General features: G+C 34.4%; 24 protein-coding genes. 3 read left to right on the forward strand and 21 right to left on the reverse strand.

The window, feature by feature from the left end:
- Window positions 1–7: 7 nt before the first annotated feature.
- Window positions 8–1,678 (reverse strand): sensor histidine kinase, encoded by a 1,671-nt coding sequence (locus ACHMWN_RS02670; RefSeq protein ID WP_397297527.1) that lies wholly within the window; start codon window positions 1,676–1,678, stop codon window positions 8–10.
- 15 nt (window positions 1,679–1,693) lie between these two features.
- Window positions 1,694–3,586 (reverse strand): S9 family peptidase, encoded by a 1,893-nt coding sequence (locus ACHMWN_RS02675; RefSeq protein ID WP_397297529.1) that lies wholly within the window; start codon window positions 3,584–3,586, stop codon window positions 1,694–1,696.
- 231 nt (window positions 3,587–3,817) lie between these two features.
- On the opposite strand from ACHMWN_RS02675, the gene ACHMWN_RS02680 reads away from it, so the two are divergent.
- The 3 genes from ACHMWN_RS02680 to rfbC are packed head-to-tail and all read left to right on the forward strand — an operon-like array spanning window position 3,818 to window position 6,500.
- The gene (locus ACHMWN_RS02680; RefSeq protein WP_397297530.1) at window positions 3,818–5,626 is read left to right on the forward strand and encodes a tetratricopeptide repeat protein; all 1,809 of its coding nucleotides are present in this window, start codon (window positions 3,818–3,820) and stop codon (window positions 5,624–5,626) included.
- A gap of 15 nt (window positions 5,627–5,641) precedes the next feature.
- Window positions 5,642–5,944: a DUF4286 family protein gene (locus ACHMWN_RS02685; RefSeq protein ID WP_397297531.1), complete on the forward strand. Its 303-nt coding sequence runs from the start codon at window positions 5,642–5,644 to the stop codon at window positions 5,942–5,944.
- A 1-nt stretch (window position 5,945) separates the two neighbouring features.
- On the forward strand, window positions 5,946–6,500 hold the full coding sequence (gene rfbC, locus ACHMWN_RS02690; protein WP_397297533.1) for a dTDP-4-dehydrorhamnose 3,5-epimerase: 555 nt from the start codon (window positions 5,946–5,948) through the stop codon (window positions 6,498–6,500).
- A gap of 75 nt (window positions 6,501–6,575) precedes the next feature.
- On the opposite strand, the gene ACHMWN_RS02695 is transcribed toward rfbC, so the two are convergent.
- The 19 genes from ACHMWN_RS02695 to ACHMWN_RS02785 form a co-directional block, all read right to left on the reverse strand.
- A complete protein-coding gene (locus ACHMWN_RS02695; protein ID WP_397297534.1) occupies window positions 6,576–7,418 on the reverse strand; it encodes an OmpA family protein in 843 nt (280 codons plus the stop codon).
- A 47-nt stretch (window positions 7,419–7,465) separates the two neighbouring features.
- Window positions 7,466–8,128: a DUF2461 domain-containing protein gene (locus ACHMWN_RS02700; RefSeq protein ID WP_397297536.1), complete on the reverse strand. Its 663-nt coding sequence runs from the start codon at window positions 8,126–8,128 to the stop codon at window positions 7,466–7,468.
- The gene (locus ACHMWN_RS02705; protein WP_397297537.1) at window positions 8,125–8,535 is read right to left on the reverse strand and encodes a DUF983 domain-containing protein; all 411 of its coding nucleotides are present in this window, start codon (window positions 8,533–8,535) and stop codon (window positions 8,125–8,127) included. The genes ACHMWN_RS02700 and ACHMWN_RS02705 overlap by 4 nt, the downstream gene beginning before the upstream one ends.
- Before the next feature lie 23 nt (window positions 8,536–8,558).
- Entirely contained in the window at window positions 8,559–8,810 is a 252-nt protein-coding gene (locus tag ACHMWN_RS02710; protein WP_397297539.1) for a hypothetical protein, read from the reverse strand.
- 35 nt (window positions 8,811–8,845) lie between these two features.
- The gene (locus ACHMWN_RS02715) at window positions 8,846–9,385 is read right to left on the reverse strand and encodes a DUF420 domain-containing protein (protein WP_397297540.1); all 540 of its coding nucleotides are present in this window, start codon (window positions 9,383–9,385) and stop codon (window positions 8,846–8,848) included.
- Between the two features lie 45 nt (window positions 9,386–9,430).
- The gene (locus ACHMWN_RS02720; RefSeq protein WP_397297542.1) at window positions 9,431–10,135 is read right to left on the reverse strand and encodes an SCO family protein; all 705 of its coding nucleotides are present in this window, start codon (window positions 10,133–10,135) and stop codon (window positions 9,431–9,433) included.
- On the reverse strand, window positions 10,135–10,488 hold the full coding sequence (locus ACHMWN_RS02725; protein ID WP_397297543.1) for a cytochrome C oxidase subunit IV family protein: 354 nt from the start codon (window positions 10,486–10,488) through the stop codon (window positions 10,135–10,137). The genes ACHMWN_RS02720 and ACHMWN_RS02725 overlap by 1 nt, the downstream gene beginning before the upstream one ends.
- Before the next feature lie 22 nt (window positions 10,489–10,510).
- Window positions 10,511–11,218, reverse strand: coding sequence for a cytochrome c oxidase subunit 3 (locus ACHMWN_RS02730; RefSeq protein WP_397297545.1), 708 nt, complete (start codon window positions 11,216–11,218; stop codon window positions 10,511–10,513).
- Window positions 11,219–11,249: 31 nt separating this feature from the next.
- Window positions 11,250–11,828 (reverse strand): heme-copper oxidase subunit III, encoded by a 579-nt coding sequence (locus tag ACHMWN_RS02735; RefSeq protein WP_397297546.1) that lies wholly within the window; start codon window positions 11,826–11,828, stop codon window positions 11,250–11,252.
- A gap of 10 nt (window positions 11,829–11,838) precedes the next feature.
- Window positions 11,839–12,744, reverse strand: coding sequence for a heme o synthase (gene cyoE, locus ACHMWN_RS02740; RefSeq protein WP_397297547.1), 906 nt, complete (start codon window positions 12,742–12,744; stop codon window positions 11,839–11,841).
- A gap of 1 nt (window position 12,745) precedes the next feature.
- Complete coding sequence (locus ACHMWN_RS02745) at window positions 12,746–13,807, reverse strand: heme A synthase (protein WP_397297549.1); 1,062 nt, start codon at window positions 13,805–13,807, stop codon at window positions 12,746–12,748.
- 95 nt (window positions 13,808–13,902) lie between these two features.
- The gene (locus tag ACHMWN_RS02750) at window positions 13,903–15,792 is read right to left on the reverse strand and encodes a cbb3-type cytochrome c oxidase subunit I (RefSeq protein ID WP_397297551.1); all 1,890 of its coding nucleotides are present in this window, start codon (window positions 15,790–15,792) and stop codon (window positions 13,903–13,905) included.
- 21 nt (window positions 15,793–15,813) lie between these two features.
- Window positions 15,814–17,046 (reverse strand): cytochrome c oxidase subunit II, encoded by a 1,233-nt coding sequence (locus tag ACHMWN_RS02755; RefSeq protein ID WP_397297553.1) that lies wholly within the window; start codon window positions 17,044–17,046, stop codon window positions 15,814–15,816.
- A gap of 63 nt (window positions 17,047–17,109) precedes the next feature.
- Window positions 17,110–18,348: a quinol:cytochrome C oxidoreductase gene (locus ACHMWN_RS02760; protein ID WP_397297555.1), complete on the reverse strand. Its 1,239-nt coding sequence runs from the start codon at window positions 18,346–18,348 to the stop codon at window positions 17,110–17,112.
- Between the two features lie 15 nt (window positions 18,349–18,363).
- Window positions 18,364–18,960: a c-type cytochrome gene (locus tag ACHMWN_RS02765; RefSeq protein ID WP_397303524.1), complete on the reverse strand. Its 597-nt coding sequence runs from the start codon at window positions 18,958–18,960 to the stop codon at window positions 18,364–18,366.
- Window positions 18,944–19,480 carry a DUF3341 domain-containing protein gene (locus ACHMWN_RS02770; protein ID WP_397297556.1) on the reverse strand — a complete coding sequence of 179 codons (537 nt, stop codon included), beginning with the start codon at window positions 19,478–19,480 and terminating at the stop codon, window positions 18,944–18,946. Before ACHMWN_RS02770 ends, ACHMWN_RS02765 begins: the two co-directional genes overlap by 17 nt.
- 2 nt (window positions 19,481–19,482) lie before the next feature.
- Window positions 19,483–20,955, reverse strand: a complete 1,473-nt coding sequence (gene nrfD, locus ACHMWN_RS02775; RefSeq protein ID WP_397297557.1) for an NrfD/PsrC family molybdoenzyme membrane anchor subunit — start codon at window positions 20,953–20,955, stop codon at window positions 19,483–19,485.
- 24 nt (window positions 20,956–20,979) lie between these two features.
- On the reverse strand, window positions 20,980–24,039 hold the full coding sequence (locus ACHMWN_RS02780) for a TAT-variant-translocated molybdopterin oxidoreductase (protein WP_397297559.1): 3,060 nt from the start codon (window positions 24,037–24,039) through the stop codon (window positions 20,980–20,982).
- A 48-nt stretch (window positions 24,040–24,087) separates the two neighbouring features.
- Window positions 24,088–25,377, reverse strand: a complete 1,290-nt coding sequence (locus ACHMWN_RS02785) for a c-type cytochrome (protein WP_397297560.1) — start codon at window positions 25,375–25,377, stop codon at window positions 24,088–24,090.
- Between the last annotated feature and the right edge of the window lie 10 nt (window positions 25,378–25,387).

Genomic DNA, 25,387 nt, shown 5'->3' on the forward strand with positions numbered 1-25,387 from the left:
TTTCAATTTAATTAGTATAGGGTAGTACAATTTTAAACTCTGTTCCTTTATCTACAACACTTTTTACCGAAATTTCACCGTTCATAAAGTTAACAAGTTCCTTACAAAAAGCCAAACCCAAACCCACGCTTCCATTTTGATTATATCGGTTTTGAATACGGTAAAACTTTTTAAAGATATTATTTATTTCTGATGATGGAATACCTATGCCAGCATCTTTAAATCGAAGTACAACTCTATCTTTAATTAACCGAGCACTAATGTGTAATTTTTTACGATCAGGCGGAGAATATTTATAAGAATTCTCTACTAAATTATCGAATAAACTGCCTAATAAAACAGGATCTGTTATAAATGTTTTAAAGCCAGAAACTTCATAAGTAAACTCAAAATCCGGATGTTTTAGTTGATGTACATCTATCGTACTTTCAATAAATTCTTCCATATTTATTTCATCCTGATTTAAGGTAATAGCCTTATTCTCTATTTGAGTAAATGCTAGCAACTTATTCATCAAACCATTTAGTTTATCAGCTTCCTCATCTAATATTTTACCATACAATTGTTGTTCTCTTACGGTTAAACTTGCTGCACTTTTAATGTTATTTCCAGCAATCTTAATTACACTTACAGGTGTTTTAAACTCATGTGTTAGATTGGTTACGAAATCATATTGAAGTTTAAACATTTTATGATTTATATTTAAGTTTCGATAGATTAAAAAGGCAACTAAAACCAATACTCCATACACCAATAATAACAACGCAGCAATAGGTAAAAAATAACTGAATATTTCTCGTTTTATAAAAGATTTGGAGGAAATAAAATAGAGTTTATATTCTGAAAATGCACCTCCCAACGTAATTTCTCCGGTAACATATTCTGATGAGGTATCTAAAGGATCGTAGGTAATAGGTTCAATTCTGATGTTTTGATATAATAATGGTCTAGAGTTTTTAATCCTTATTTTGTAAGGATCTAACTCAAAAGAAAGCATATCTTGCTCATATACAGGGTTAGATTCTAGCTTTGTTGTTACCATTTTTTTATAGGTTTTTAACAACTCATGACTAGGTATATTAAAATAATCGATGTGATTAGAACGTGTATTTGTGAAATTACTAAATAGCTCTTCCTGACTTGGCACCTTCGTGGTATCTAATTTTTGAATAAAATTGATGAGTTTTATAGAAAGTGCTGTAAAATCATCTAAACTCACATTTTTGCGAACTTCATTTTCCCCAAAAAGCTTTATCGAATCTTTAGGCACTAGGCTTCCAAACTGATAGGCACTTTTCATCCCTATGGAAAAATCTCCGATGTTAAGACCATTTTCTTCGTATTTTACATTTCTTACTTGTGTATCATAAAAAATCACCTTAGATACAAAAGGATATTGCAATAATACTGTATCGACAAATTTAGAAGCCGTTGCAGAATCTAAATAACCGTTGTAGTATGAAATTTCTGGCAGTTTATTTAAAAAGAAATCATTATATGGTTTTATACTTTCTTCGAGTACGTTGGCTTTGGCAGATACAAAATCGTTCTCTATATTCTTTTTACTAAAATTAAAAGCTAAGAAAAGGGAAAGAATAAATAAGATAGAAATTAAGACAATAAATGTTACTATCAGTGAAAAATTCTTGCGATAACCACTATCCTTTTCTGAAATCATTTTTGATTTATCGGATTATTTCTTCTTCAAATTACTTTCTAGAAACTGTTCTAAAGCAGTGTAAATTTGCTGACGGCTTTCTTCGCGGTTCATAGAAAAAGGTGTTTCGTCTTTTTCAAAATAAGTAACTGGCGCATTACGTTTTTTCAATTCTTTAACAAACTGTATCGCATCACTCGAATTAATGCGTGGGTCTTTAATATTTTGAGTAATAAAGATAGGAATATTAATTTTATCGGCATGAAACACTGGTGAAGCTTGGCGCATATAATCTACATCTGTATCTGGATTACCTAAGACATCGTAATACATTTGCAAATTCGATTTAAAATATGGCGGAATTGACTTTAAATAGCTAAATAAATTAAGTACGCCTGAATTTGATGCAGCACATTTATACAATTTCGGACTTTTAATAGCGCCATTTAGTGCGATATAGCCACCAAAACCACTACCATAAATTGCTATTTTTTGAGGATTAGCAATCTTTCTATTTATTAACCAAAGTACACCATCATCCACATCATCTTGTATTTTAGCACCCCATTGTTTAAAGCCAGCAGCATAGAAATCCTTCCCATACCCTGTAGACCCACGATAGTTCACTTGCAAAACTGCATAGCCTCTATTTGCTAAAAATTGTACTTCTGCATTAAATCCCCAAGTATTGCGCTGACCTGGACCATTGTGTGGCATAACAACCACAGGTAAATTTTTAGCGTTTGAATTTAAAGGCAGTGTTAGATATCCATTTATTTTTAATCCATCTCTAGCGATATAACTAATTGGTTTCATTTCACACATTTGCTCCTCATTAATCGCAGAGTTAATATCACTTAACTTCTTTAAGGTACCTGTGTTAGCACTATATAAATAATAAGATCCTGGATTTCTATCTGTAAATGTTCTAACTACAAAGACATTTTCATTTTTATCTCTGTCCATTATTCTTGATTCCGTTTTAGGTAATAGTTTATCCAATTTCTGATAAAGAACCTTTGCATCATTATCTAAATAGTGTTTTTCCTTTTTCCAACTTTCGTACACAACGTAAGCCATTTTTCCTTTTTGTCTCGAATACTGTGCATTAACCACATTCAATGTGTCGTTAGCAAATAATACGCTTTTTTCCTTTCCAGTAATACAATCTAATTCAATCAAAGCATTTTTATCCCTATTTACATTAGATATAGCATACACGATATTTGGTTTATCTTCAGCAAATGCAACTGGAAATAATGTTGTTTTAAAGTTGTTTGTAAGAATTGGTTTAAACTTTTGCTCTTCATTGGCTCGGTACAACACAGTTTCATTTACACCATCACTTGAAACGGCCATACGAAGCTTACCGCGAGAATCTGTTACCCAATTGGTGATATTACCTGGATTTTGCGCTGCCATTTCCATTTTTCCATCCCTAACATTTAAGCGATAAACATCAGAAACTGTAGAGTCTCTTTTATTAGAAAGCACTAACAAAAACTTATCTTCAATCAATTGATCTTCTAAAACCCGAATTCTACTCTTTTCGTTATTACCCAATTGCCGTTCTTTTGTACCCTCTTTGTTGATAATAAAAAGATCTGACTGAAAACGTTCACCAGCCTTTTCTTTATAATAAATTAGCTCATTATTACTTACCCATGAGTAAAAGTTGATATTTTTATCACGTAAATGCGTTAGCTGAACAACTTTCCCAGTTGCAATATCTTCTACAAAAAGATTTTGTTTTTTATCTTGTAGTTTTAGATAAGAAAGACTTTTACCATCTGGAGAGATATGATAGGTTGCTCTATCCTGCGATTTAAAAAAATCATTAACAGGAATAATCGCAACCTTATTTCCCTGCTTACAAGCAAAAAAGGATGCAACCAGCATTACCCAAACATATCTCTTCAATATCATCATAGTTAAATCGTATACAAAAATAAGCAACCCTATCTGCCAAAGGCACTAAATAGTAACATTGTTACTTACTCTTAAAAACAGACTTCGGAGTCTCAATGTAGCAACATTGTACTTTTATTCAAACAAAATATGAGTAACATTTAGAATACGCTTTAACAATTTTCGTTATTTTAGCAATCAGCTTAAATTGTGTTTAAAACTTAATTTAGGCGATACGTTAATCCATTTTTAATGAAAAAGTTTCTCTTAGTCTGTTTCCTAACCTGCGCTTGTTTTTTGCTACATGCACAAGACAATGTTGATGAAGCTTTGGCTTATCAGTATTACCAGCAAGCAGATTACGAGAAAGCTGCAGTTTTATTAGAAAAACTCTTCAATGCTACTAAGAATGATACGTATTTTGAACTTTATTTCACATCTCTCATTAAAATTAAAAAATACACTGAAGCAGAAAGTCTTCTTAAAAAGCTGATTAAACAAAATCCCACAAAAACACAGTATTCAATTGCTTTAGGCAGAGTTTATCAAGAGAATGGGCGCATTGCAGAAGCTAACAAATCATTTCTGGAAGCCATAAATAACACACCAAAAGACGAATATAGATTTAGAGATTTAGCCAATAGTTTCTACCGTTTTGAAGCTTATGATATGGCAGTCTCAGCGTTTTTGCAAGGAAGAAAATTGTTTGGTGACGACCAAATGTTTGTTTATGAATTGCTTAGTATTTATCGACTTAAAAAAGATAAAAGAATGCTAATTGAAGAATACTTGAACGCTTTACCTAGCGCCCCTCAATTAATATCGCAAGCGGAAAACGTTTTATCTTCTGTATTTGAGGATAATACAGATTATCAATTATTACAAACTGCTCTACTAAAAAAAATACAAAAAGATCCACAAACGGAAGTTTATACAGAGTTACTTACATGGCAATATATACAGCAACAGGATTACGAAATGGCTCTACGGCAATTAATTGCTCAAGATAAACGAACAAAAGGAGATGGATTATTATTGTTTAACTCGGCTGATACTTTTATTGCGAACAAAGCATTCTCAACAGCTATAAAAGCGTACGAGTATATTTTAACAAAAGGACCAGAAAATGAGTTATATCTCCCAGCGAAAATTGAATTGATTAATGCTAAATATGAATTAGCAGTTGCTGGAAAAATTGATAAACAAGCTATACTGGCGTTGGTAAATGAATATCAGGAGACTTTAACCAAATACGGTAAAACCCCGCAGACACTTTTTGCTTTAAAAAAATTAGCTTATTTGCAAGCTTATCATCTAAACGACTTAAAAAAAGCAGAAGCTACTTTAGAAGAAGGATTACAAATTAAAGGGATCTCTAATGCAGATATTGGACAAATAAAGATAGACTTAGGTAATATCTATATTTTAACTAAACAACCTTGGGAAGCTATTTTGGTGTACGAACAAGTAGCTAAACAATTCGAAAATCAGCCAATTGGGAATGAAGCTCGTTATCGCTCTGCTCGACTTAATTTTTACGTTGGTGATTTTGATTATGCTAAATCTCAAGCAGATGTTTTAAAAGCATCTACTACACAATTAATTGCAAATGATGCGTTGAACTTAAGCCTTTTACTCTCTGATAACCTGCAAAGCAAGAACGATAGTTTAGCACTAAAAATGTATGCTGATGCAGAAATGCTGCAATTTATGAATCTCTCTGATCAAGCTTTGAGGAAATTAGATAGCATTGATATTGCTTATCCGAATAATAGTTTAATGGATGATATTTTAATGGCTAAAGCTAGAATTTATATCAAAATTAATGAGATGAATAAAGCGGTTACTGCGTTAAAAGAATTAATTACTACTCAAAATACTAGCATTTGGATTGATGATGCTTTATTTACACTAGCGGACATTTTGGAGAAGAAACTGAATAACCCTGAAGAAGCTAAAAAGCTGTATCAACAATTGATAAACGATTATCCTGGAAGTATGTTTAATGCAGAAGCACGGAAACGTTTTAGAAATATACGTGGTGATAATGTAGGCACTTAATTATATCTTTGTACTATGTTATTATACAACGTAACCGTAATTATAGAAGATGCAGCTGCAGAAGAGTGGTTGCAATGGATGTTAGAAATGCATATTCCTGAGGTAATGGCAACTGGAAAATTTGTTTCCAATCGTTTACTGAGAGTGCTAGATTCTCCAAATGAAGGAATCACTTATTGCACACAATATGTGGTAGAAACAGTAGAAGATTATGACGATTACCAACAAAATTACGCTCCAGCTTTACAAGCAGACTTACAACGTAAATTCGAAAATAGATTTGTTGCTTTTCGCACATTAATGGAATTTGTAGCCTAATATGAATATTATAGAAACCCCTATAAAAGATCTTTTTGTAATTGAACCTAAAATTTGGAAAGATCCTCGTGGTTATTTTTACGAAAGTTATAGTGCAAAATTATTTTCTGAAGCAGACATAAATGCTGTATTTGTACAGGACAACCAATCCTTTTCTCAAAAAGGAACTTTACGCGGTTTACATGCACAAGCACCTCCTTTTGCACAAGGCAAATTAGTTCGTGTGATACAAGGAAGTGTTTTAGATGTTGCTGTTGATATTCGTAAAGATTCAGCCACCTATGGCGAACATTTTGCGATAGAATTAAGTGGTGAAAATCATAAGCAATTGTGGGTTCCACCAGGTTTTTTACACGGTTTCTTAACGTTACAAGACAATACTATTTTCACGTATAAAGTAACCAATTATTACGATAAGGATTCTGAAATTGGAATAATGTGGAACGACTCAACTTTAAATATAAATTGGAGTAAGCATCTTAATGCCAATCAATTTTTATTGTCCGATAAAGACTTAGTTCTAGGTGACTTCAACTCTTTAGTAAGTCCTTTTTAAAAATTAATAACCGATTAAAGCGAAGAATCTATAAATAAGTTATTAATTCTTCGCTTTAATTCAATAACAAAACACTTACTGTTTTATTAAGTCGTATAATTCATCCAATTTGGGTGATAATACAATTTCTATTCTACGATTTTTGCTACGACCTTCTGCGGTAGTATTTGGACCTAAAGGCTGGAATTCTCCCTTACCAGTTGCTGTCATTCTCACGCTTTCTACTTTTTGTTCATCTGTTAAAAAACGAACTACAGAAGTTGATCTAAGCACACTTAAATCCCAATTATCTTTAATTTGACCAAGGTTATTAATCTTTTGAGAATCAGTATGACCTTCTACCGCGATATTAATTTCTGGTTGTTGCTTTAATACTGAAGCCAATTGCGTTAATGCTTGTTTACCTTTTTCATCGATAATAATACTGCCTGATGGAAATAATAATTTATCAGTTAACGAAACGTATACTTTACCGTTTTTAATCTCAACGGTTAGCCCATTTTTAGTAAATCCTAATAATGCTTGTTGTAATTTTGCTTTTAATTGATTGGTTGCTTCATCACGTTTGCGCAGCACTTCTTCTACTTCTTTTAAGCGCTGTTCACGTTTTTTTAAATCATCAGAAAGTTTATTAATCTCGTTAGAACTATTGCTGCGCAACTTAGTATAGTTGGCATCCATTTCTGCATATTGAGATTTTAAATCATTTAGTTGACCACTTAAGTTTGTAGTGTCCGTTTTTAAACGGGCAATTAATTGTTCTAAGCTTTCATTTTTTAATTGAGATTCTGTCCAACCTGTACTTAATGAATCTTGTTTTGCTAATAAAGCTTTATACTTTTTAGGTGATAATATTACGCAAGAACTAATGGTTGAAGCGAATAAAAAGATCGCTAATGCTAGAAAAGTGTTTTTCATTATACGAATTGTATGTTTTATTGTTAACTGTAAACTGCCAGCTTTAACTAGGGTGTAGTGGCTTTTCTCAAAAATAGAACAAAAGGTTGGATAGTTTTAAAAGCAGTTATCAACTTATCAACGATTGTTGGTTTGAAAAACTCTGCGTCTGGTATTGAATAAATTGCGATAAAGCTTTTTAACTTTAACAATTCAATTTCAGGATGGGTAATTTCATATCCTTTTGGCGCTTTTTTCAGTTTATCTTCTTGGCTTAGCTTGAATATACTTTTAAATTCTTTTGCATTGATAACGTCTAAAAATTCAGAAGTATTGTAATCAATTTCCTCTCTAATCATTTTTAATACCGAAGACTCTGGTTGCCAAAAACCCACACCGAAAAAACAATTTCCAGGTTGCAAATGAAGATAATAGGCTGCTATATTTGGTCCATATCCTTTTACATCAAATGCGATACCGTAATTCTTTTTATAAGGATCTTTATTTTTGCTAAATCGTACATCACGGTAAATACGCATTAACGCTTTTTTCGGTTCTGTATCGGCAGAAAACTGTGGATCGATTATGGCAAGTTCTTTAATCAGCTTTGCTATGAGTGGAAATAAATCTGCTTTTGCTTCTTCATACAAATACTTGTTTTCTGCAAACCATTCACGATTATTATTTTCGGCAAGTTCAGTTAAAAAGGATAAGGTTTTAGGTTTAATCATGGCTTATCAAAATTGGCATTGTATTTAATTTTAGGCGATAACAAATGCAGTAAAATTATACGTGAATATCGATAATTTAAGGGAGATAAAAAAAGTGATCCCAAAAAAATGACACCTACATACAGCCATAAAGAATCGAAATCCAATCTTCCATTAGATAGATAATATGCTGCAAAACCCATGGTTATCATTTCAACCATATTCATCGCATAACTCACATACATTGCTGCATAAAAGTAACCAGGTTCTATTTCAAATCGCTGTCCACAATGTGCACATTTATAATTAGTCCGCTGCACATTAAAACCGTAAATACTTCCTGTAAATATTTCGCCTCTTCTGCAATGTGGGCACTTTCCAGTTAGGAGTGCATAAAGTTTAGGTGTTTTCTTTATAGAATGACCCATTACAATAAGTTTGATGAGGAAACCTAGTGATTACTAGGTGTAGATATCATTTTTTTACGGTAATTTCTATACCATAATACACCAATCCCTGTCATTAAAAGATAGGGAATAGCTAAAAGATAAACGATACCAGAATTAAGTCCTTTGCCTTGGGTATTTCCATTTTTAGTGCCTTGTTCGGCATTAATGGTACACATAGAACATTGCGCTTTAACTGTTGGGCTAAACGAAAAGCTCAATAAGATAAAAAATAGAAAAATTATTCCTTTTTTCATGATTACAAATATACCTAATAAAAGATAAAATTGCTTTAAAAATTATAATATGGCGATATCATGAGATATACGATTACCCCAGTTACTGCCACATATAACCACATTGGAAATGTAATTTTTGCAATTTTCTTATGTCTATCAAAACGTTGCGCTAAGGCTCTAACATACGTTACCAATACAAATGGAATAATAATTACTGATAAACAGATGTGCGTAATTAAAATAAAATAGTAGATGTACTTGATAGCACCTTCACCACCAAATTTTGTAGAATCTGATGTCATGTGATAAGCAACATACATTCCTAAAAATAAAACAGAAAGAAAGATCGCAAACTTCATTAAGTTTTCGTGCAACCTTCTTTTCCCATTCTTGATTGCCCAAACTGCTATAATTAACACTACAGCAGTTATTCCATTAATGGTTGCGTAAATTGGTGGCAAAAAAGAAAGCGGCTGTACATCGTAACCTAGTTTTCTTAAATTAACGCCAAAAAGCAAGGCCACAACTAGAGGTATCGCTATAGATAATACAATTATCCACTTATTATATTTTTGTTCTACTGCTGTATTCATTTGTATTTAACTTATCCTATTTGTCAATTTATTTGACTATGACATCTATCGTCCGTCTTTTATATCTCTTAATTCTTCAGCAATCAATACTTTAATTTCATCATCTAGCTTAGATAATGCTTCTTGATTTGTGGCTTCGTAATATCCTCTTATCCTATGCTGTGGATCCAAAAGAACAAACATATTACTAAACGTAAATTTAGTTTGTCCGTTTTCCGTGAATTTCAATGCATCTAACAATAATCCATTTTTAATAAACTGATGTATGGTTGTGCTATCACCTGTCAACAAATCCCATTTGCCTGGTTTGGCATTTAGTTTTTTAGCGTAATCGGCTAAAACCGAAGGTTGGTCATGTTCAGAATCCATTGTTAAACCCACAAAGTGAACCATTGTATTCTTTGCATATTCTTTATTCAGGGTTTTTAAAGCTGTATTCGCAACATCAATCCCGTAAATTCCTCCATTCGTATAAAAAAGATGAGTAAGAATAATTTTTCCGTCGTAATTTTTCCAACTAACTGTATCAGCCTTTTGGTTAACTAATTTAAAGTCTTCCACTTGGTGATAAATGGTATCTGGAATTTGCTTTCCTCTTACCGAATGAAAGGTTGACGCAACTTGCTTTTCGCCATAAATAGCTAAGGGCTTATATCTGTTTTTACCCTTTTCCTGAAGTAAATAATATAAAAATCCCGGTACCGCTAATATGGTGACCAGGATTAATATTTTTTTTATGGGGTACTTCATTAAACCTTTGGCATGTGAATGTGAAGATAGCCACCTTCAATTAGCATTAATGTTATGAAATAAATAATAAATACAAAGGAAACCGAAAGCGCTAACTGGAGTCCTAGTTTTTCGTACTTTAAGTGCATAAAGTAGGCCACAATGTAAAATGCTTTAAGTAAGGTTAATACGATATAAATATAATTACCTGTATGTTGTGTAAGATGTCCTTGAGGAATTGCCCACAAAGCGATGATAAACTCAATAACGGTAATCATCAATAAAATACCGAAAACTTTCCAGATTTTTTTCTTCGTCATTCCTTCATGCTCACCGTGTGCATGATCATCTGTATGTATGTGTTGTTCTGACATAATATTTTTTTTAAAATAATAATTAAACTAGATAGAAGAATGTAAATACAAACACCCAAACTAAATCTACAAAGTGCCAATAAAGACCTACTTTTTCTACCATTAAATAATGACCACGTTTCTCGAAAGTTCCGTTAATCGTCATACATAAAATGATGATATTGATCACCACACCACTAAATACGTGGAAACCGTGGAAACCAGTAATGGTAAAGAATAAGTTTGCAAATTGTTGTGCGGCAACTGTAGAGACAGGCCCATTAAAGAAATGAGTTAATTCTTCTGCAGATGGAATAGAACCCCACCAAAAACCATCGTGGTGTAAGTGTGTCCACTCAATAGCCTGACAGCCTAAGAACATGAAACCACCAATAATAGTTGCGATCATCCAGCCAATTACTTCTTTTTTAGCACGGCGATGACCAGCTTCTACCGCTAGCACCATTGTTACCGAACTCATAATCAAAATAAAAGTCATAATACCCACAAATACAAGTGGAGCACCGCTTTCTGCTATGCCTGGGATAGATTGGAAAACCTTGTCTGGTGCAGGCCAAGTAAACTTAGTAAAACGTTGTGCACCATAATAAACCAATAATGATGAAAATGTAAAGGCATCTGATAATAAGAAAAACCACATCATTATTTTACCATATTCTACATTCCAGGGAGAATGTCCGCCAGCCCATGGAGTGGTTTTAACTTGGTCTAATTTCGATAATGAATCCATTTAGTAATAGTATAATAGTTTGTTAAAAAATCTAACTGTTCAAAAGTAAAAAAACATACAGATATATCCATAATATATCTATAAAATGCCAAAAAATAGAGGTAATTTCTTGACGATAAACTGCTTTCTCTAATGGAATCTCTTTATAAGAACCAATTAATGCATTTAAGATAAAGCAAATACCTGCAAAAATGTGTAACAAGTGGAAACCTGATACAACATATATCAAAGAAATAGCTGCATTATTATTAATTAAAACTGCTCCACTACGATATAATCCTGTCCAACCTTGAAATTGCAAATAGGCAAAAACCAGCCCTAACGCAAAGGTAATCCATAAAAATAACTGTTGTGATTTTTTGTTCCCATTTCTTAAAGCTCTTGAAGCTAAGAAAAGTGTAACACTGCTAATTACCAATACCGCGGTGCTGTACATAAAAGCATCTGGCAATACTAAGCCATGTCCTTTACCTTTAGAAGCAGCGAATACAATGTAATAACTTGTCCAACCACCAAACATAATGGTAGAAGAAACCACAAATAACCACACCACAAACTTTTTGGGTTTGGCATCAAATTTAAATTCTTGTTGTTGCAAAGTATGCACCATTTTAATATTGTTAAACTATTAAATTAAATAATAAAACCACTTGTACTAAAGGGATGTAAATAAACGAACAGAACATCACTTTTCTTGCGCTGGGCAAATCCATTTTCACCATCATTTGATAAGCGAAATAGCTAAAAAGAAGGCCAGCTACAATAGATACTCCAGCAATATAATATCCACCAAAACCATAAATGGTTGGCAATAAACTTATAGGTATCAAAATCAATGTACTTACAAAAGTAAATACCGCACTTGTTTTATCACGTTTTTTGGTTGGCAATAATCTAAAACCAGCCTTTTTATAATCATCATCTAATACCCAAGCAATAGACCAAAAGTGAGGGAATTGCCATACAAATTGAATGAGGAATAAAATTAATGCGATCTGATAATCTACAGGAACATAACCAATTTCCGATTGTCCGCCAATAGCAGCAATATATCCAATAAGTGGTGGTAAAGCGCCTGGTATTGCTCCTACAAACACTGCAATTGGCGATTTACGTTTTAAAGGTGTATAGGCAAAAGCATACAATAATATAGAGAAAACAGAAAGCAAGCCTGTTTCTGGATTCAATTTCACCAATAAAGAAGTACCTGCCATTCCCATTATTAAACCAAGTACCAAACCTTGTCCTGTAGTCATTCTACCAGCTGGCATTGGTCTATCTTTGGTTCTAGACATCAATTTATCCAAGTCCTTTTCAATAATCTCATTGAAACAATTTGCTGAAGCGGTAACCAAAAATCCACCCACAATAAGAATTAGCCAATTAGTCCAATTTATGCCTGGTGCTATGCCTCTATCAATCTGAATTTTAGATCCAATTAAAAACGTAACCGACGCAGAAAACACTACCAAAAAGGTAAGTCTGAATTTGATTAGTTTTGAGAAGTCTGAAAAAAACTGTTTCAATTTAATTGGGTTTATAAGTAGCTGTACGGTAAACTAATAGGTATAAATAATATTGTAGGCTAAATAAAAGCATAGAAAACAACACATGTATCGCTTGTGCATATGGTGGTAGTGCTAAGTACGATAATAAAAATCCAGTAGCAATTTGTACTATTAGTGTGATCATGATATAATTAGCAGTTAACAAAGGCCAACCTTTACCACTAAAACGATCAATCACCATTTTGTATACGATGAAATTGCAAATGGTTACTAAAATTGCCAAATCCCTATGATATGAAAATATAGCACCAACTTTACCAATCCACGTATTTCGTCCATTAAATTGCAAAGATTTAGCAACTGCATCTACGCTTTCACGTACCTCTGTGCCTAAAATAATTTGTATAATGGTGATGATAATCGTAAAAGCTAAAAAGCCTTTTAACCATAAAATGCGGTACATAATTACACTGCGTTCTTTGTGCAGCATTTTAGCATAATTGTAGGTATAAATTAAAATACCAAGTATTACTAAAGCGATTAACATGTGCGCCGTTACCACCCACTGTGTTAAGTTAGTGGATACTACAATAGCGCCCAACCATCCTTGAAAACCAATAAGAATTAGATTTAAAATGCTGAGCACAATTATTCTTTTAGCTGACTTCTTAAATGCAAATGAATAGACCACTAATAGAATTAGACAAAAGCCTGCTACCACACCTACCAATCTATTTGCATATTCTGTCCACGTATTTGCAACGTTAAATGCTTCTGGTTGCGCAATTGAAGTATCGTGTCTAATACTATCTGCTAAATCAGCTTTGCCTAATTTTTCTAAAGTTTTAGCAAAACGTTCATTTTTAGCCAAGCGCTGAGCTACATATTTTTCTTTGTAGTTAGCAGGTAATTGTGATGCGGAAGTTGGTGGTATATATTGATCAAAGCATTTCGGCCAATCAGGACAACCCATACCAGATCCTGTGCTGCGAACAATTCCTCCAGCCAAAATGACTAGTAGTGTTACAACAATACTAATAAAGTTTAATCTAATAAATCTATTTTCAGATTTAGCAATCATTTGATGTGTGATAGATTAAAAAAATAAGGTATCTGTTGCAAGTTAAATTACTTCAGCAGATACCCTATCTATATTCTTATACAGAATAATACCTGCTATTCTGTGTCTTTTGCTGGTTTGTTATTAAACTCCCAATCTGCTTGAATTTTTTCAGCTTCTGTGTTTCCTTCAAAATCATGTGGCAAGTTAGAGCTCATGGTTTGAGAGAAAGGAATAGTTTGTGGAATGAAATCTTCTTCAGCACCTGGTTTGCTATAATCATATGGCCAACGGTATACTGTTGGGATTTCTCCTGGCCAGTTACCATGTATTCGCTCAACTGGAGCAGTCCATTCTAATGTATTTGCACCCCAAGGATTTTGTGATGATTTTTTACCTTTAAATATCGAATAGAAGAAGTTAAACAAGAATGCTACTTGAGCTAAACCAGCTATAATTGCCGACCAAGTTACCAATACATTCACAGTTAACCATTTCTCCATGAAAGCAAATTCAGTAAATGCATAATAACGACGTGGTACTCCATCCAACCCTAAAAAGTGTAGTGGGAAGAACACTAAGTAGGCACATGTAAATGTAATCCAGAAGTGTAGGTAACCTAATTTTTTATCCATCATGCGACCAAACATTCTTGGGAACCAGTGATAAACACCCGCAAGCATACCAAATATTGCTGCAGAACCCATTACTAAGTGGAAGTGAGCAACTACGAAATAGGTATCGTGTAAGTTAATATCTAAGGCTGCATTACCTAACCAAATTCCAGTTAAACCACCTGAGATAAAGAATGAAACCATACCAATAGCAAATAACATTCCTGGCGTAAATCTAATGTTACCTCTCCACAAGGTAGCTAACCAGTTAAATGTTTTTACTGCTGATGGAACCGCAATAATCAATGTAGTGATCATAAATACACCACCAAGCAACGGATTCATACCCGTTACAAACATGTGGTGACCCCAAACGATAAATGATAAAACAGTAATACCAATTAGTGAATAAATCATGGCATGGTAACCGAAAATTGGTTTTCTAGAGTTTACAGAAATGATTTCTGATGAAATACCCATTGCTGGCATGATTACAATATATACCTCTGGGTGACCTAAGAACCAGAATAAGTGTTGCCATAAAATTGGCGAACCACCTTCATTAGGCAAAATCTGCGTACCGAAAACAATATCCGATAGGTAGAAACTTGTACCAAAACTACGGTCAAATACTAATAATACAACACCTGCTACTAATACAGGGAATGATAGTATACCTAAGATAGCGGTTAAGAAGAATGCCCAAATTGTTAAAGGCATTTTCCAAAGATCCATACCTTTAGTACGCATGTTTAAGATTGTACTTACATAGTTAATACCACCCATTAATGATGATGCTACGAAAAGTACCATACTAATTAACCACATCGTCATACCTAATCCAGAACCCGGAATTGCTTTTGGTATGGCTGATAAAGGCGGATATACCGTCCAACCAGCACTTGCAGGACCTGTCTGAATAAAGAATGAACCCATCATAATCACACAAGCAGTGAAGAAGAACCAGTAAGAAAGCATGTTCAAGAATGGCGAAGCCATATCTCTAGCTCCCACTTGTAATGGAATTAATAAGTTACTAAACGTTCCACTTAAACCAGCAGTTAACACAAAGAATACCATAATAGTACCATGTATTGTAACTAATGCCAAGTAAAAGTCTGGTCTAATTCTACCACCTTCAGCCCATTTACCTAAAAATGTTTCTAAAATAGGAAAGCTTTTATCTGGCCATGCTAATTGTAATCTAAATAAAATAGATAAACCCATAGCAATAACAGCCATGATAATACCAGTTATTAAAAACTGCTTGGCAATCATTTTATGATCTTGACTAAATACGTATTTAGTTAAGAACGTATCTTGGTGATGCTCATGACCGTGATCATCATGATTATCGTGGTGGTGTGTATCTTGTAGTGATATAGTTGACATAATAAGGGCTCTCCAGTATTATTATTTTTTTAAAGCTAATTGATTTGTAGTTGCAGTAGTATCTTTTGCTGTAGAATCAGCTGTTGCAGGTTTTGCAGTCGGTTCAGCAAGTAAAGGTAATTTAAAGGTCTTTCTCAAATCGTTAGTTAAATAAGTTGCTTGTTTAACCACCCATTCCTCATATTCTTTTTGAGAAACAACTCTAACTGGTTTTTGCATGTTATAGTGGTTAGTACCGCAAATTTTAGCACAAAGCAATAAATAGTTGAAATTTGGATCGTTTGTTTTAGCCTTCATTTCAGCAGTAGTAATGGTAGGCGTAAATTCAAAATAAGAAGTCATACCAGGTACAGTATTTAATTGAACTCTAAAATGAGGCATATAAAAACTATGGATAACATCTTTACTTGTTAAAATAAAACGAACTGGTTTGTTTACTGGAAGTACAATTTCATCAGCAACTTGATCATCCAGGTTGTTTTTATCGTTAAAATCGATACCTAAATTATTGATAGAGGTAATTAATTTGTAGTTTTTTAACCCAACAATACCATCAGCTCCTGGATAACGCACATCCCACTGAAATTGAGAAGAAGTTACTTCAATACTCAAAGGCTTATTTTTAGGGTCTTCTATTTTATAGAAAATTGATCTCCAAGTAATAAAGCCCATTAATACCAAAATGGTTAAAACAAATGCAGGAATAACAGTCCAAACACGTTCTAAAACATTGTTATGTGGATAATAATATGCTTTCTTATCTTTTTGATGTCTATAGATATAGGCAAAGCTAAATAAAACAATATGCGTAGCAATAAATACGATGGTCGTTAATATCAACGTAATATTAAACATTTCATCAATTTTCTTACCGTGCTCAGATGCAGCCTCAGGTAAAATCATATTACCATGAACTGTATATTCCCAATATACACCGTATAAACCTACTAATAGGAATACAACGAATATAATCCCATTAACTAAATCCCAGTTAATTCCTTCAGATTTACCTTCGCTCTCACGAGTTAACTCATACACCTTCATTGCTTTACCAACTATCGCGATGAATAAGCACAATAGCAAGAATAACAATACGTAGAATAACGTTGATTTATAAACAGGACCCATATCTACAGGTTTAGCTGTAGCGGCTGCGGCTGCTTCTTGGGCAAAAGCACTGGTGCTTGCAAACGCAGTAAGAATTACTGCTAAAGCTCCCATTGTTTTATTACTTATTAATTTTTTTAAACTCATTTTCTTAAAAGTAGTACGCTGTACTTTTATAATATTAATTTATATACTCCTAAACCTAATCTATTATAGATGATGGTTTAAACTTTCTTGTAAAAACGGATGGTTTTTAGGGATTAATGCTTTTTTACTTAGTGAGCTTAACACTGTAAATGTAAATAAGCCTAAGAAACCTAATGCTGTTCCTATTTCTATGATCCCAAATCCACTTCCTGGTTTTCCATCAACTACTTTAGGTCCAAATTCAAATACACCTGGCATAATCATTTGGTAATAATCTACCCAGTGTCCACAAAGAACCACAATAGAAACTGCCAATAATATATTTTCGCTTCTTTTGTTATCACGATCCATTAACAATAATAAAGGAGAAAGGAAGTTCAATATTAAATTGATGTAGAACCAAGCCTCATAGTTATTGAAACGTTTGTAGAAGTATACAGTCTCCTCAGACATATTCGCATAGTAGATCAATAAGAATTGAGCAAACCATACATAGGTCCAGAAAATAGAGAAACCGAAGATAAACTGACCCAAGTTATGCAAGTGGCTATTGTTAACCCAACTCATATAACCAGCTTTCTTTAATAAGATAATGATGACAGCAATCGTAGCTAAACTACTTACCCACATTGCAGCAAAGTTATACCAACCAAACATAGTTGAGAACCAATGCGCTTCTAATGACATGATCGTATCAAAAGCAAAGATTGGTGTAGTAAAACCGTAGATTACTAAAAATATACATGAATATTTAAAGCTTTTACGGTATGAATTTAATCCCCCTTCTAAGTCTTCATTGTTAGACCACTTTGCTAAAAGCACAGCAAAAATACTATATACTCCCAAAAAGATAACTTGTCTCGCCATGAAGAAAGGCACATTTAAGAATGCCGATTTACCATCGATCAATTTATCATAGTTCGGAGAATTTGGATCTGTAATGCCTGGTGCATTCCAATGGTGGTATAGGTTATGTGTGTATAAACCTAAGCCTACAACAACCAATAAGATAATCACAGCTAAAGGCAAAACTTTCGCCATTGCTTGTGGTACACGTAAAATAGACGCAGACCAACCTGCTTGAGCTACATATTGAACGGCTAAAAAGAAAGCCCCCGACATACATACACATGCAAAGTAATATGCCATTAGTAACAGGTTAGCGAATGTACGCTCGTGAGCATCGCTCATAAAACCGTAAGCAATAGCACCAATACCAATTACGATACCGATAATGCTTAGCGTTTTTACCTTTCCTGTAAACTCAAATTGTTCACTTAAATTATAATGATGAGTTCCCATTTAAATCTGCTTTTCTTATTTTATTTTTTGTAATTGTTGAACATACATCACCACTTTCCATCTTTCTGTTGGCGTAAGTTGTGAAGCATGAGATCCCATTGCATTTAAACCATACATAATCGTATGATAAATTTTACCAGCTGGCATATCTTTCATTAATCCACCACGTGATGAAACTGCATCAGCTCCATGATATGCTGGAACTCCAGAAATACCTTTATCTAGTTTTACGATATGACCTTGACCGTCTCCTTTATCTCCATGGCATGGAGCACAGAATACTGTAAAGAAGTGTTTACCTTCTACTAAATTCTTTTCTGTTAAAGGTAAAGGGTTTACTAATGCTGCAGAAGCTTCATAACCTTCTTTGGTATTAGCGTACTCATATCTTACAAATCCAATTGGATCTGTATTTGCTGGTGGAGTTTGTGCAGTAGCTCCATTTGCAAAGTTTTTGTTTGGTTGATCCTGATTGTACGCAATTGGATCATACATATTTCTTGCATACTCTAAGCCTGTACTGCGTTTATCTCTACAAGCCGAAAGCATCGCCACAGAAGCAAGCACTATAAATGCGGCGTAAACTATATTCTTCTTATTCATAGCTAACATACTTCCTTTCATTATACTTTACTTCTAAAGCACCAGCACCTTTTAATAGTTCGTCAATTTTAGTGTGCTCAATATTTTGTTTTGCATCAATTGCGATGATAAAACGATCATCAGTTGCACGTAAATCCATTACCCTTGGTGCTCTTCCCGGAAACAAGTGGGTAGAAGCATAGTATGATCCTACAAGGCCAAAAGCACAAAATAAAATCGTTAACTCAAAAGTTATTGGAATAAAATCTGGTAAGGCGAAGTGGGTTTTACCACCAATGTTAATCGGCCAATCTACTGTTGTAGCTAAATAAACCCCAGTTAGCATAGTTATCGTTCCGGTAATACCGAAAAAGAATGCAGCTATATCTAACCTAGATCTTTTAACTCCTAATTTTGCTTCGATGCCGTGGATAGGCATAGGCGTGTATACATCATGTATTTTGATGTTATTTTCCTGCAATTTTTCGATGCCGTGCATCATTTCATCAGGATCGCCAAAACTGCCTAAAATATATTTGATATTACTCATTGTTATATTTTTGCGTATTCTTCTTGTTTAACACTATCAAATTTATCTAAAGACTCTATGTACTCAGCTACTTGTTCTTTATCCAAGTGACCGTCTTTGATTAATTCCATTTTAGATTGCTCACTCGCACTCTTCAACAATAATTTCACCTCTGCTATCGCGATAGATGGCAATACTCTTAAGAACAATAGGAATAACGTAAAGAATACACCTATAGATCCTACAAATACACTTACATCAACCCATGTTGGATAGAACATTGCCCAACTTGATGGTAAATAATCACGGTGTAAAGAGGTTACAATAATTACGAAACGCTCAAACCACATACCGATGTTTACTACGATAGATAAAATCCAAGTAGCTGCAATACTGGTACGGATTTTTTTGAACCATAACAACTGTGGAGAGATTACGTTACACGTCATCATCATCCAATATGCCCACCAGTAAGGACCAGTAGAACGGTTAATGAAGGCATATTGCTCGTATTCTGAACCAGAGTACCAAGCGATAAAGAACTCAGTTAAGTAAGCCACACCTACAATTGAACCTGTTAAGATGATAATCTTATTCATTAATTCGATGTGGAACATTGTGATGTAATTCTCTAAACCTAATACTTTACGTGCAACCAATAATAAAGTTAACACCATCGCAAAGCCTGAGAAAATTGCCCCAGCCACAAAGTATGGAGGGAAAATGGTCGTGTGCCATCCCGGAATTACCGAAGTTGCAAAGTCCATAGATACAATCGTGTGTACCGAAAGTACTAGTGGAGTTGAAATACCTGCTAAGATTAGCGATACGGCCTCAAAACGTTGCCAAGTTTTTACGTTACCAGTCCACCCGAAAGAAAGAATAGTATATACTTTTTTACGCATACCTACTGCTCTATCTCTAATAGTCGCGATATCAGGCAATAAACCTGTATACCAGAACAATAAGGATACTGAGAAATAAGTTGAGATCGCAAACATATCCCATACTAATGGCGAGTTAAAGTTTACCCAAAGTGAACCAAACTGATTTGGTAAAGGTAATACCCAATACGCTAACCATGGTCTACCCATGTGAGATACTACGTATGTTGCGGCGCAGATAACGGCGAAAATGGTCATCGCCTCTGCAGAACGGTTAATTGAGTTACGCCAATTTTGACGGAAGAGTAGTAATACTGCAGAAATTAGCGTTCCTGCGTGACCAATACCTACCCACCATACGAAACCGGTGATATCCCAAGCCCATCCAACTGTTTTATTTAAACCCCATGATCCGATACCGAACCAAAAAGTATAACTCACGGCAACTACCCAAAGTGTAGCACCGCAAAGTGCGATGATAAAGCCAATCCACCAAGCCCTGTTCGGCTTGTTCTCTACCGGTAGTAAAATATCATTCGTAATTTGAGCATACGTAATGTCTTTACCGGTAATTAATGGTTCTCTTAAAATTGATTCGTTATGTCCTGACATAATTTATAGTGCTGTAAGTACAGCTTAAGCGTGTACTTCTTTAGTTTCTGAATCTGTATTTCTAATTTTCGTCATATAACCAATACCTGGTTGTACGTTGATTTCCTCTAAAACGTAGTACGTACGTTCACTACGCAATAATTTCGATACTTCTGAATTTGGATCGTTTTTATCACCAAAGATAATCGCGTTAGCTGAACAAGCTTGTTGACAAGCCATTTTAATATCTCCGTCTTTTAGTGCACGTTTTTCTAGTTTAGCTGTTAATTTACCAGCTTGGATACGTTGAATACACATTGAGCATTTTTCCATTACCCCACGAGAACGTGTAGTAACATCTGGATTTAATACTAATTGTGTGAACTCATTGTTTAAGTAGTTATCGAAACGTGAATCATTCCAGTAGTTAAACCAGTTGAAACGACGAACTTTGTAAGGGCAGTTGTTTGCACAATAACGTGTACCTACGCAACGGTTGTAAGCCATGTGGTTTAAACCATCTGATGAGTGTACAGTTGCTAATACCGGACAAACTGTTTCGCAAGGTGCATGATCACAGTGTTGGCATAACATTGGTTGGTGAACAACTGAAACATTATCTAAATTGCTCATGTGAGCGATTTCTTTTTCTTCAGTTACATTTTCACCTGTTTTCTCATCGTTAAAGCTGTAGTAACGATCGATACGCAACCAATGCATTTCTCTACGTCTACGAACCTCATCTTTACCTACAACAGGAATGTTATTTTCTACATTACATGCAACAATACAAGAACCACAACCCGTACAAGCATTCAAATCGATTGCCATTACCCAGTCGTTACCTAATTTCTCGTATTTATCTGTTGTCCATAAATCGTAAACTTTATGTTTATGGTGATTACCAGAACCAGCAGCTGGATCTTTTAAGTAGTCTTTTAAACTCGCTTCGCGAATAATATTTCTGCCTTCAAATGAATAGTGCGTTTGTGTTTGCGCTAATTCATCTGTCATTCCTGTTCCTGTTAATTTAACAGTAGTCGCATATTTTAATGTGCCGTTGTTAAAGCTTACAAAAGGGAAAGCGTTTTTACCAACATTATCACCAGCTTTACCAACTTTAGTACGTCCGTAACCTAAAGCTACAGAAGCAGTACCCATTGCTTGACCTGGCTGAATTAATACCGGTAAATCAATTGATGTTCCTTTTTCATCTTTAATCGTAACTACATCAAATTCTTTGAAACCAGATGCTTCAGCTTGCTTAGGTGAAAGTGCTAAATAGTTATCCCAAGTTACTTTAGAAACTGGATCAGGTAATTCTTGCAAGAATGCATTGTTAGCATGTTTACCATCACGCATCGGAATGCTTTCGTATACATGTAATTCTAACGTATCTTTTCCATTTCCTTTAGCTAAAGCTTTGCTGCTATTTGCAATTGAAGTAGCAACCGCATCTAAAGAAAGAGCGAAATTATACGCTCCAACAGATTTTGCAGGGGCAGTAACTACACCGCTTTGCAATACATCGTTCCAAGTTTTACCTACAGTAGGTAAAATGTTTTTCTCCCAATTGTTACGTACATATTGGTAGTAATCTTGAACCGCAGCATCAGACCAGATTAATAAGCTTTGTTCTGCTTGACGTGAGTTGAATACAGGATTAATGGTTGGTTGTACGATTGAATAGAAACCTTCGTATGTATTTGCATCACCCCATGATTCTAAATAGTTAGGTGTAATAGCAACAGCATCACAAAGATCAGAAGTTTCATCAACTCTATCTGAGAAAGAAACTTTCAAGGCTACTTTAGCTAAAGCATCTGTAAATGCCTTCGAATTAGTAGCATCATAAACAGGGTTTGAATTTAAGAAGAATACCGCAGCAACTTCTCCTCTGTTCATTTCATTAATTAATTCTGCAAACTCTGCATCATTACCTTCGTAACGTTTATTTGCATTATCTAAATCGATAGTAGTGCCGTAACTACCAATAGCGGAGTTAATTGCATTTACTAAGGTTTGAGTAGAAACATCATTAGAACCAGAAACTACTAACGATTTTCCTTTGTTCTGAAGCAATTCTTTAGCAACTAATTTTAAAGCTTTATCGGCACTGGTATTGTTACCTAATGTTCCGCCAGCTAAATTGCTACCTGTAATTGCATTATATAAGGTAATTAAAGCTGGACCTTCTTCAGATAATTTAATCGGAATACGTGTATCAGCGTTAGTACCAGTTAAGCTCATACCAGTTTCAAACTGAAAGTGGCGAGACATTTTACCTTTTTCTAACGATTTATGATTTCTGTTAGAAACGTATTGAGCAGTAAATTCTTCTCCACTAATCCAAGTTCCTAAGAAATCGGCAGCGAAACTTACAATTAAGTCTGCTTTATCAAAGTTATATTTTGGCAATACGGCTTTACCAAAGCTATTTTCATTTGCTTTGATGATACCTGTATAAGATACCGGATCGTATTGTACATGTTTTGTAGTAGGGTATTTAACCGCGAAATCTGTAACAACTGCTTTAGCCGATGGGCTATTTAAGCTAGATGATACAATACGGATTTTTTTACCTGATGCTTGTGCTTTGTTTAATTCACCTTTTACAAACTCGTCTAACTTACTCCAAGTTGCTTCAGATTTTTTAAGCAAAGGCGCTTTTAATTTAGATACATCGTACAAATCTAATACAGAAGCTTGCGCTTGTGCATCTGTACCTGTACTAAATATACCAGCATTTGGATTAACCTCTATTTTAATTGGTCTACCAACTACTGTTTTAACCAATACGCTTTGACCTTTAAAAGTCGAAACATAATAGTTAGGGATACCTGGCACAACCTCTTCCGGTCTAATTAAATAAGGAATTGATTTGTGTACAGGTGTTGATTGACAAGCTGCTAAGGTTACCGCACCTAAACCAAAACCTAAGGCTTTTAAAAAGTCACGGCGTGGGGTAACGGTACTTAATCCTGCTTCACTTAAAACATCTTCTATTGGAAGTGGCTCTGCAAATTCGTTTTTGTTGTTTTCAACAAAATCGGGAGTGTTTTTAAGCTCCTCTAAGCCTTTCCAGTATTTTTTATTGCTTTCCATTTAAGCTCTATTACTGTTTATCGAACGTTCTTTACTAAACTCTATTAATTAATAATGGCATTTACCACACTCTAAACCACCTAACATGGCTGGAGTAATTTTTTCGCCTTTTTTAATTTTCTCATGCGCTGCAATAATGTTCGCATAGAAAGCATCATTTTTCTTACCAGAGATATCTGCATCTTTATGGCAATTGATACACCATTTCATAGTTAATGGAGAATACTGATAAATTTCTTCCATTGTATTAACCGGACCATGGCAAGCGAAACATACTGGGTCTTTTGGATTAATGCCTTTTTCTTTACGAATAGCTGCTTCTCCAACTACTACGTGTTGTGAGTGATTGAAATAAGCGAAATCTGGCAAGTTGTGTACACGAACCCACTCGATTGGTTTTTCTTTCGTTTTATCGTAAGTCTGTTTATCAGCATCGTAACCTAAAGCATTGTATATTTTCTGAATTTCTGGAGAAATCTGACCGTCTTCTGTTCTCGCTTGTACGTTTTTGTGACAGTTCATACAAACGTTAAGCGAAGGAATAGTAGAGTTTTTTGATTTAAATGCACCAGAGTGGCAATATTGACAATCGATTTGATTGATACCAGCGTGTAATTCGTGTGAGAATTTAATTGGTTGTACTGGTTGATACCCTGTATGTACACCTGTTTCCCACATGCCCATCCAACCGAATGAACCTAATACAATGATTAAACACAATACAAAGAAGGCAACAAATTTTTTGTTTTTAAATAATCTTCTAACACCTGTAGCAAGAGATACATTTTCTTCTTCAACAATATCGATACCTTGTTTTTGTAGAATTAAGCGCTCTAACATTTTTACTGCACGGCCTAAAACCACCAATACAATAATAGATAGGATAATGATGGCAATTACACCAACAATAGAAAGACTTGAAGTGCCTTCGTCTTGAACAGCAGCACCGGCTTCTGCAACTTTCTTAGGCTCTCCTGCTTTAGCGTAAGCGATGATGTTTTTGATTTCTTCATCTTTCAACGTAGGGAATGCAGTCATCTCTGAAGGAGAAAACTTTGCAGCCTCTATCGCTTGTGCATTTCCAGAAGCTCTTAAAGCAACGTTGTTTTTAATCCACGCAAGTAAAAAGGTTTCATCCAATTCATTCATCTTTGGAGTAAGTGCTGGACCTGTAGCATCATGATCTAGCGCATGGCATGAAGCACATTTTGCTTTGAATAATGTTCTACCAGCTACTACATCTTGCGCCTGTGTTACAGTTACAATTAAAAAAGATAAAGACGCAAAAACAAATGCTGACTTCCAAACTTTCTTAAAAATTAATGAGATATTCCTCATAATGAGTATT

Source organism: Pedobacter sp. UC225_61 (assembly GCF_044452285.1).
Taxonomy (GTDB): domain Bacteria; phylum Bacteroidota; class Bacteroidia; order Sphingobacteriales; family Sphingobacteriaceae; genus Pedobacter.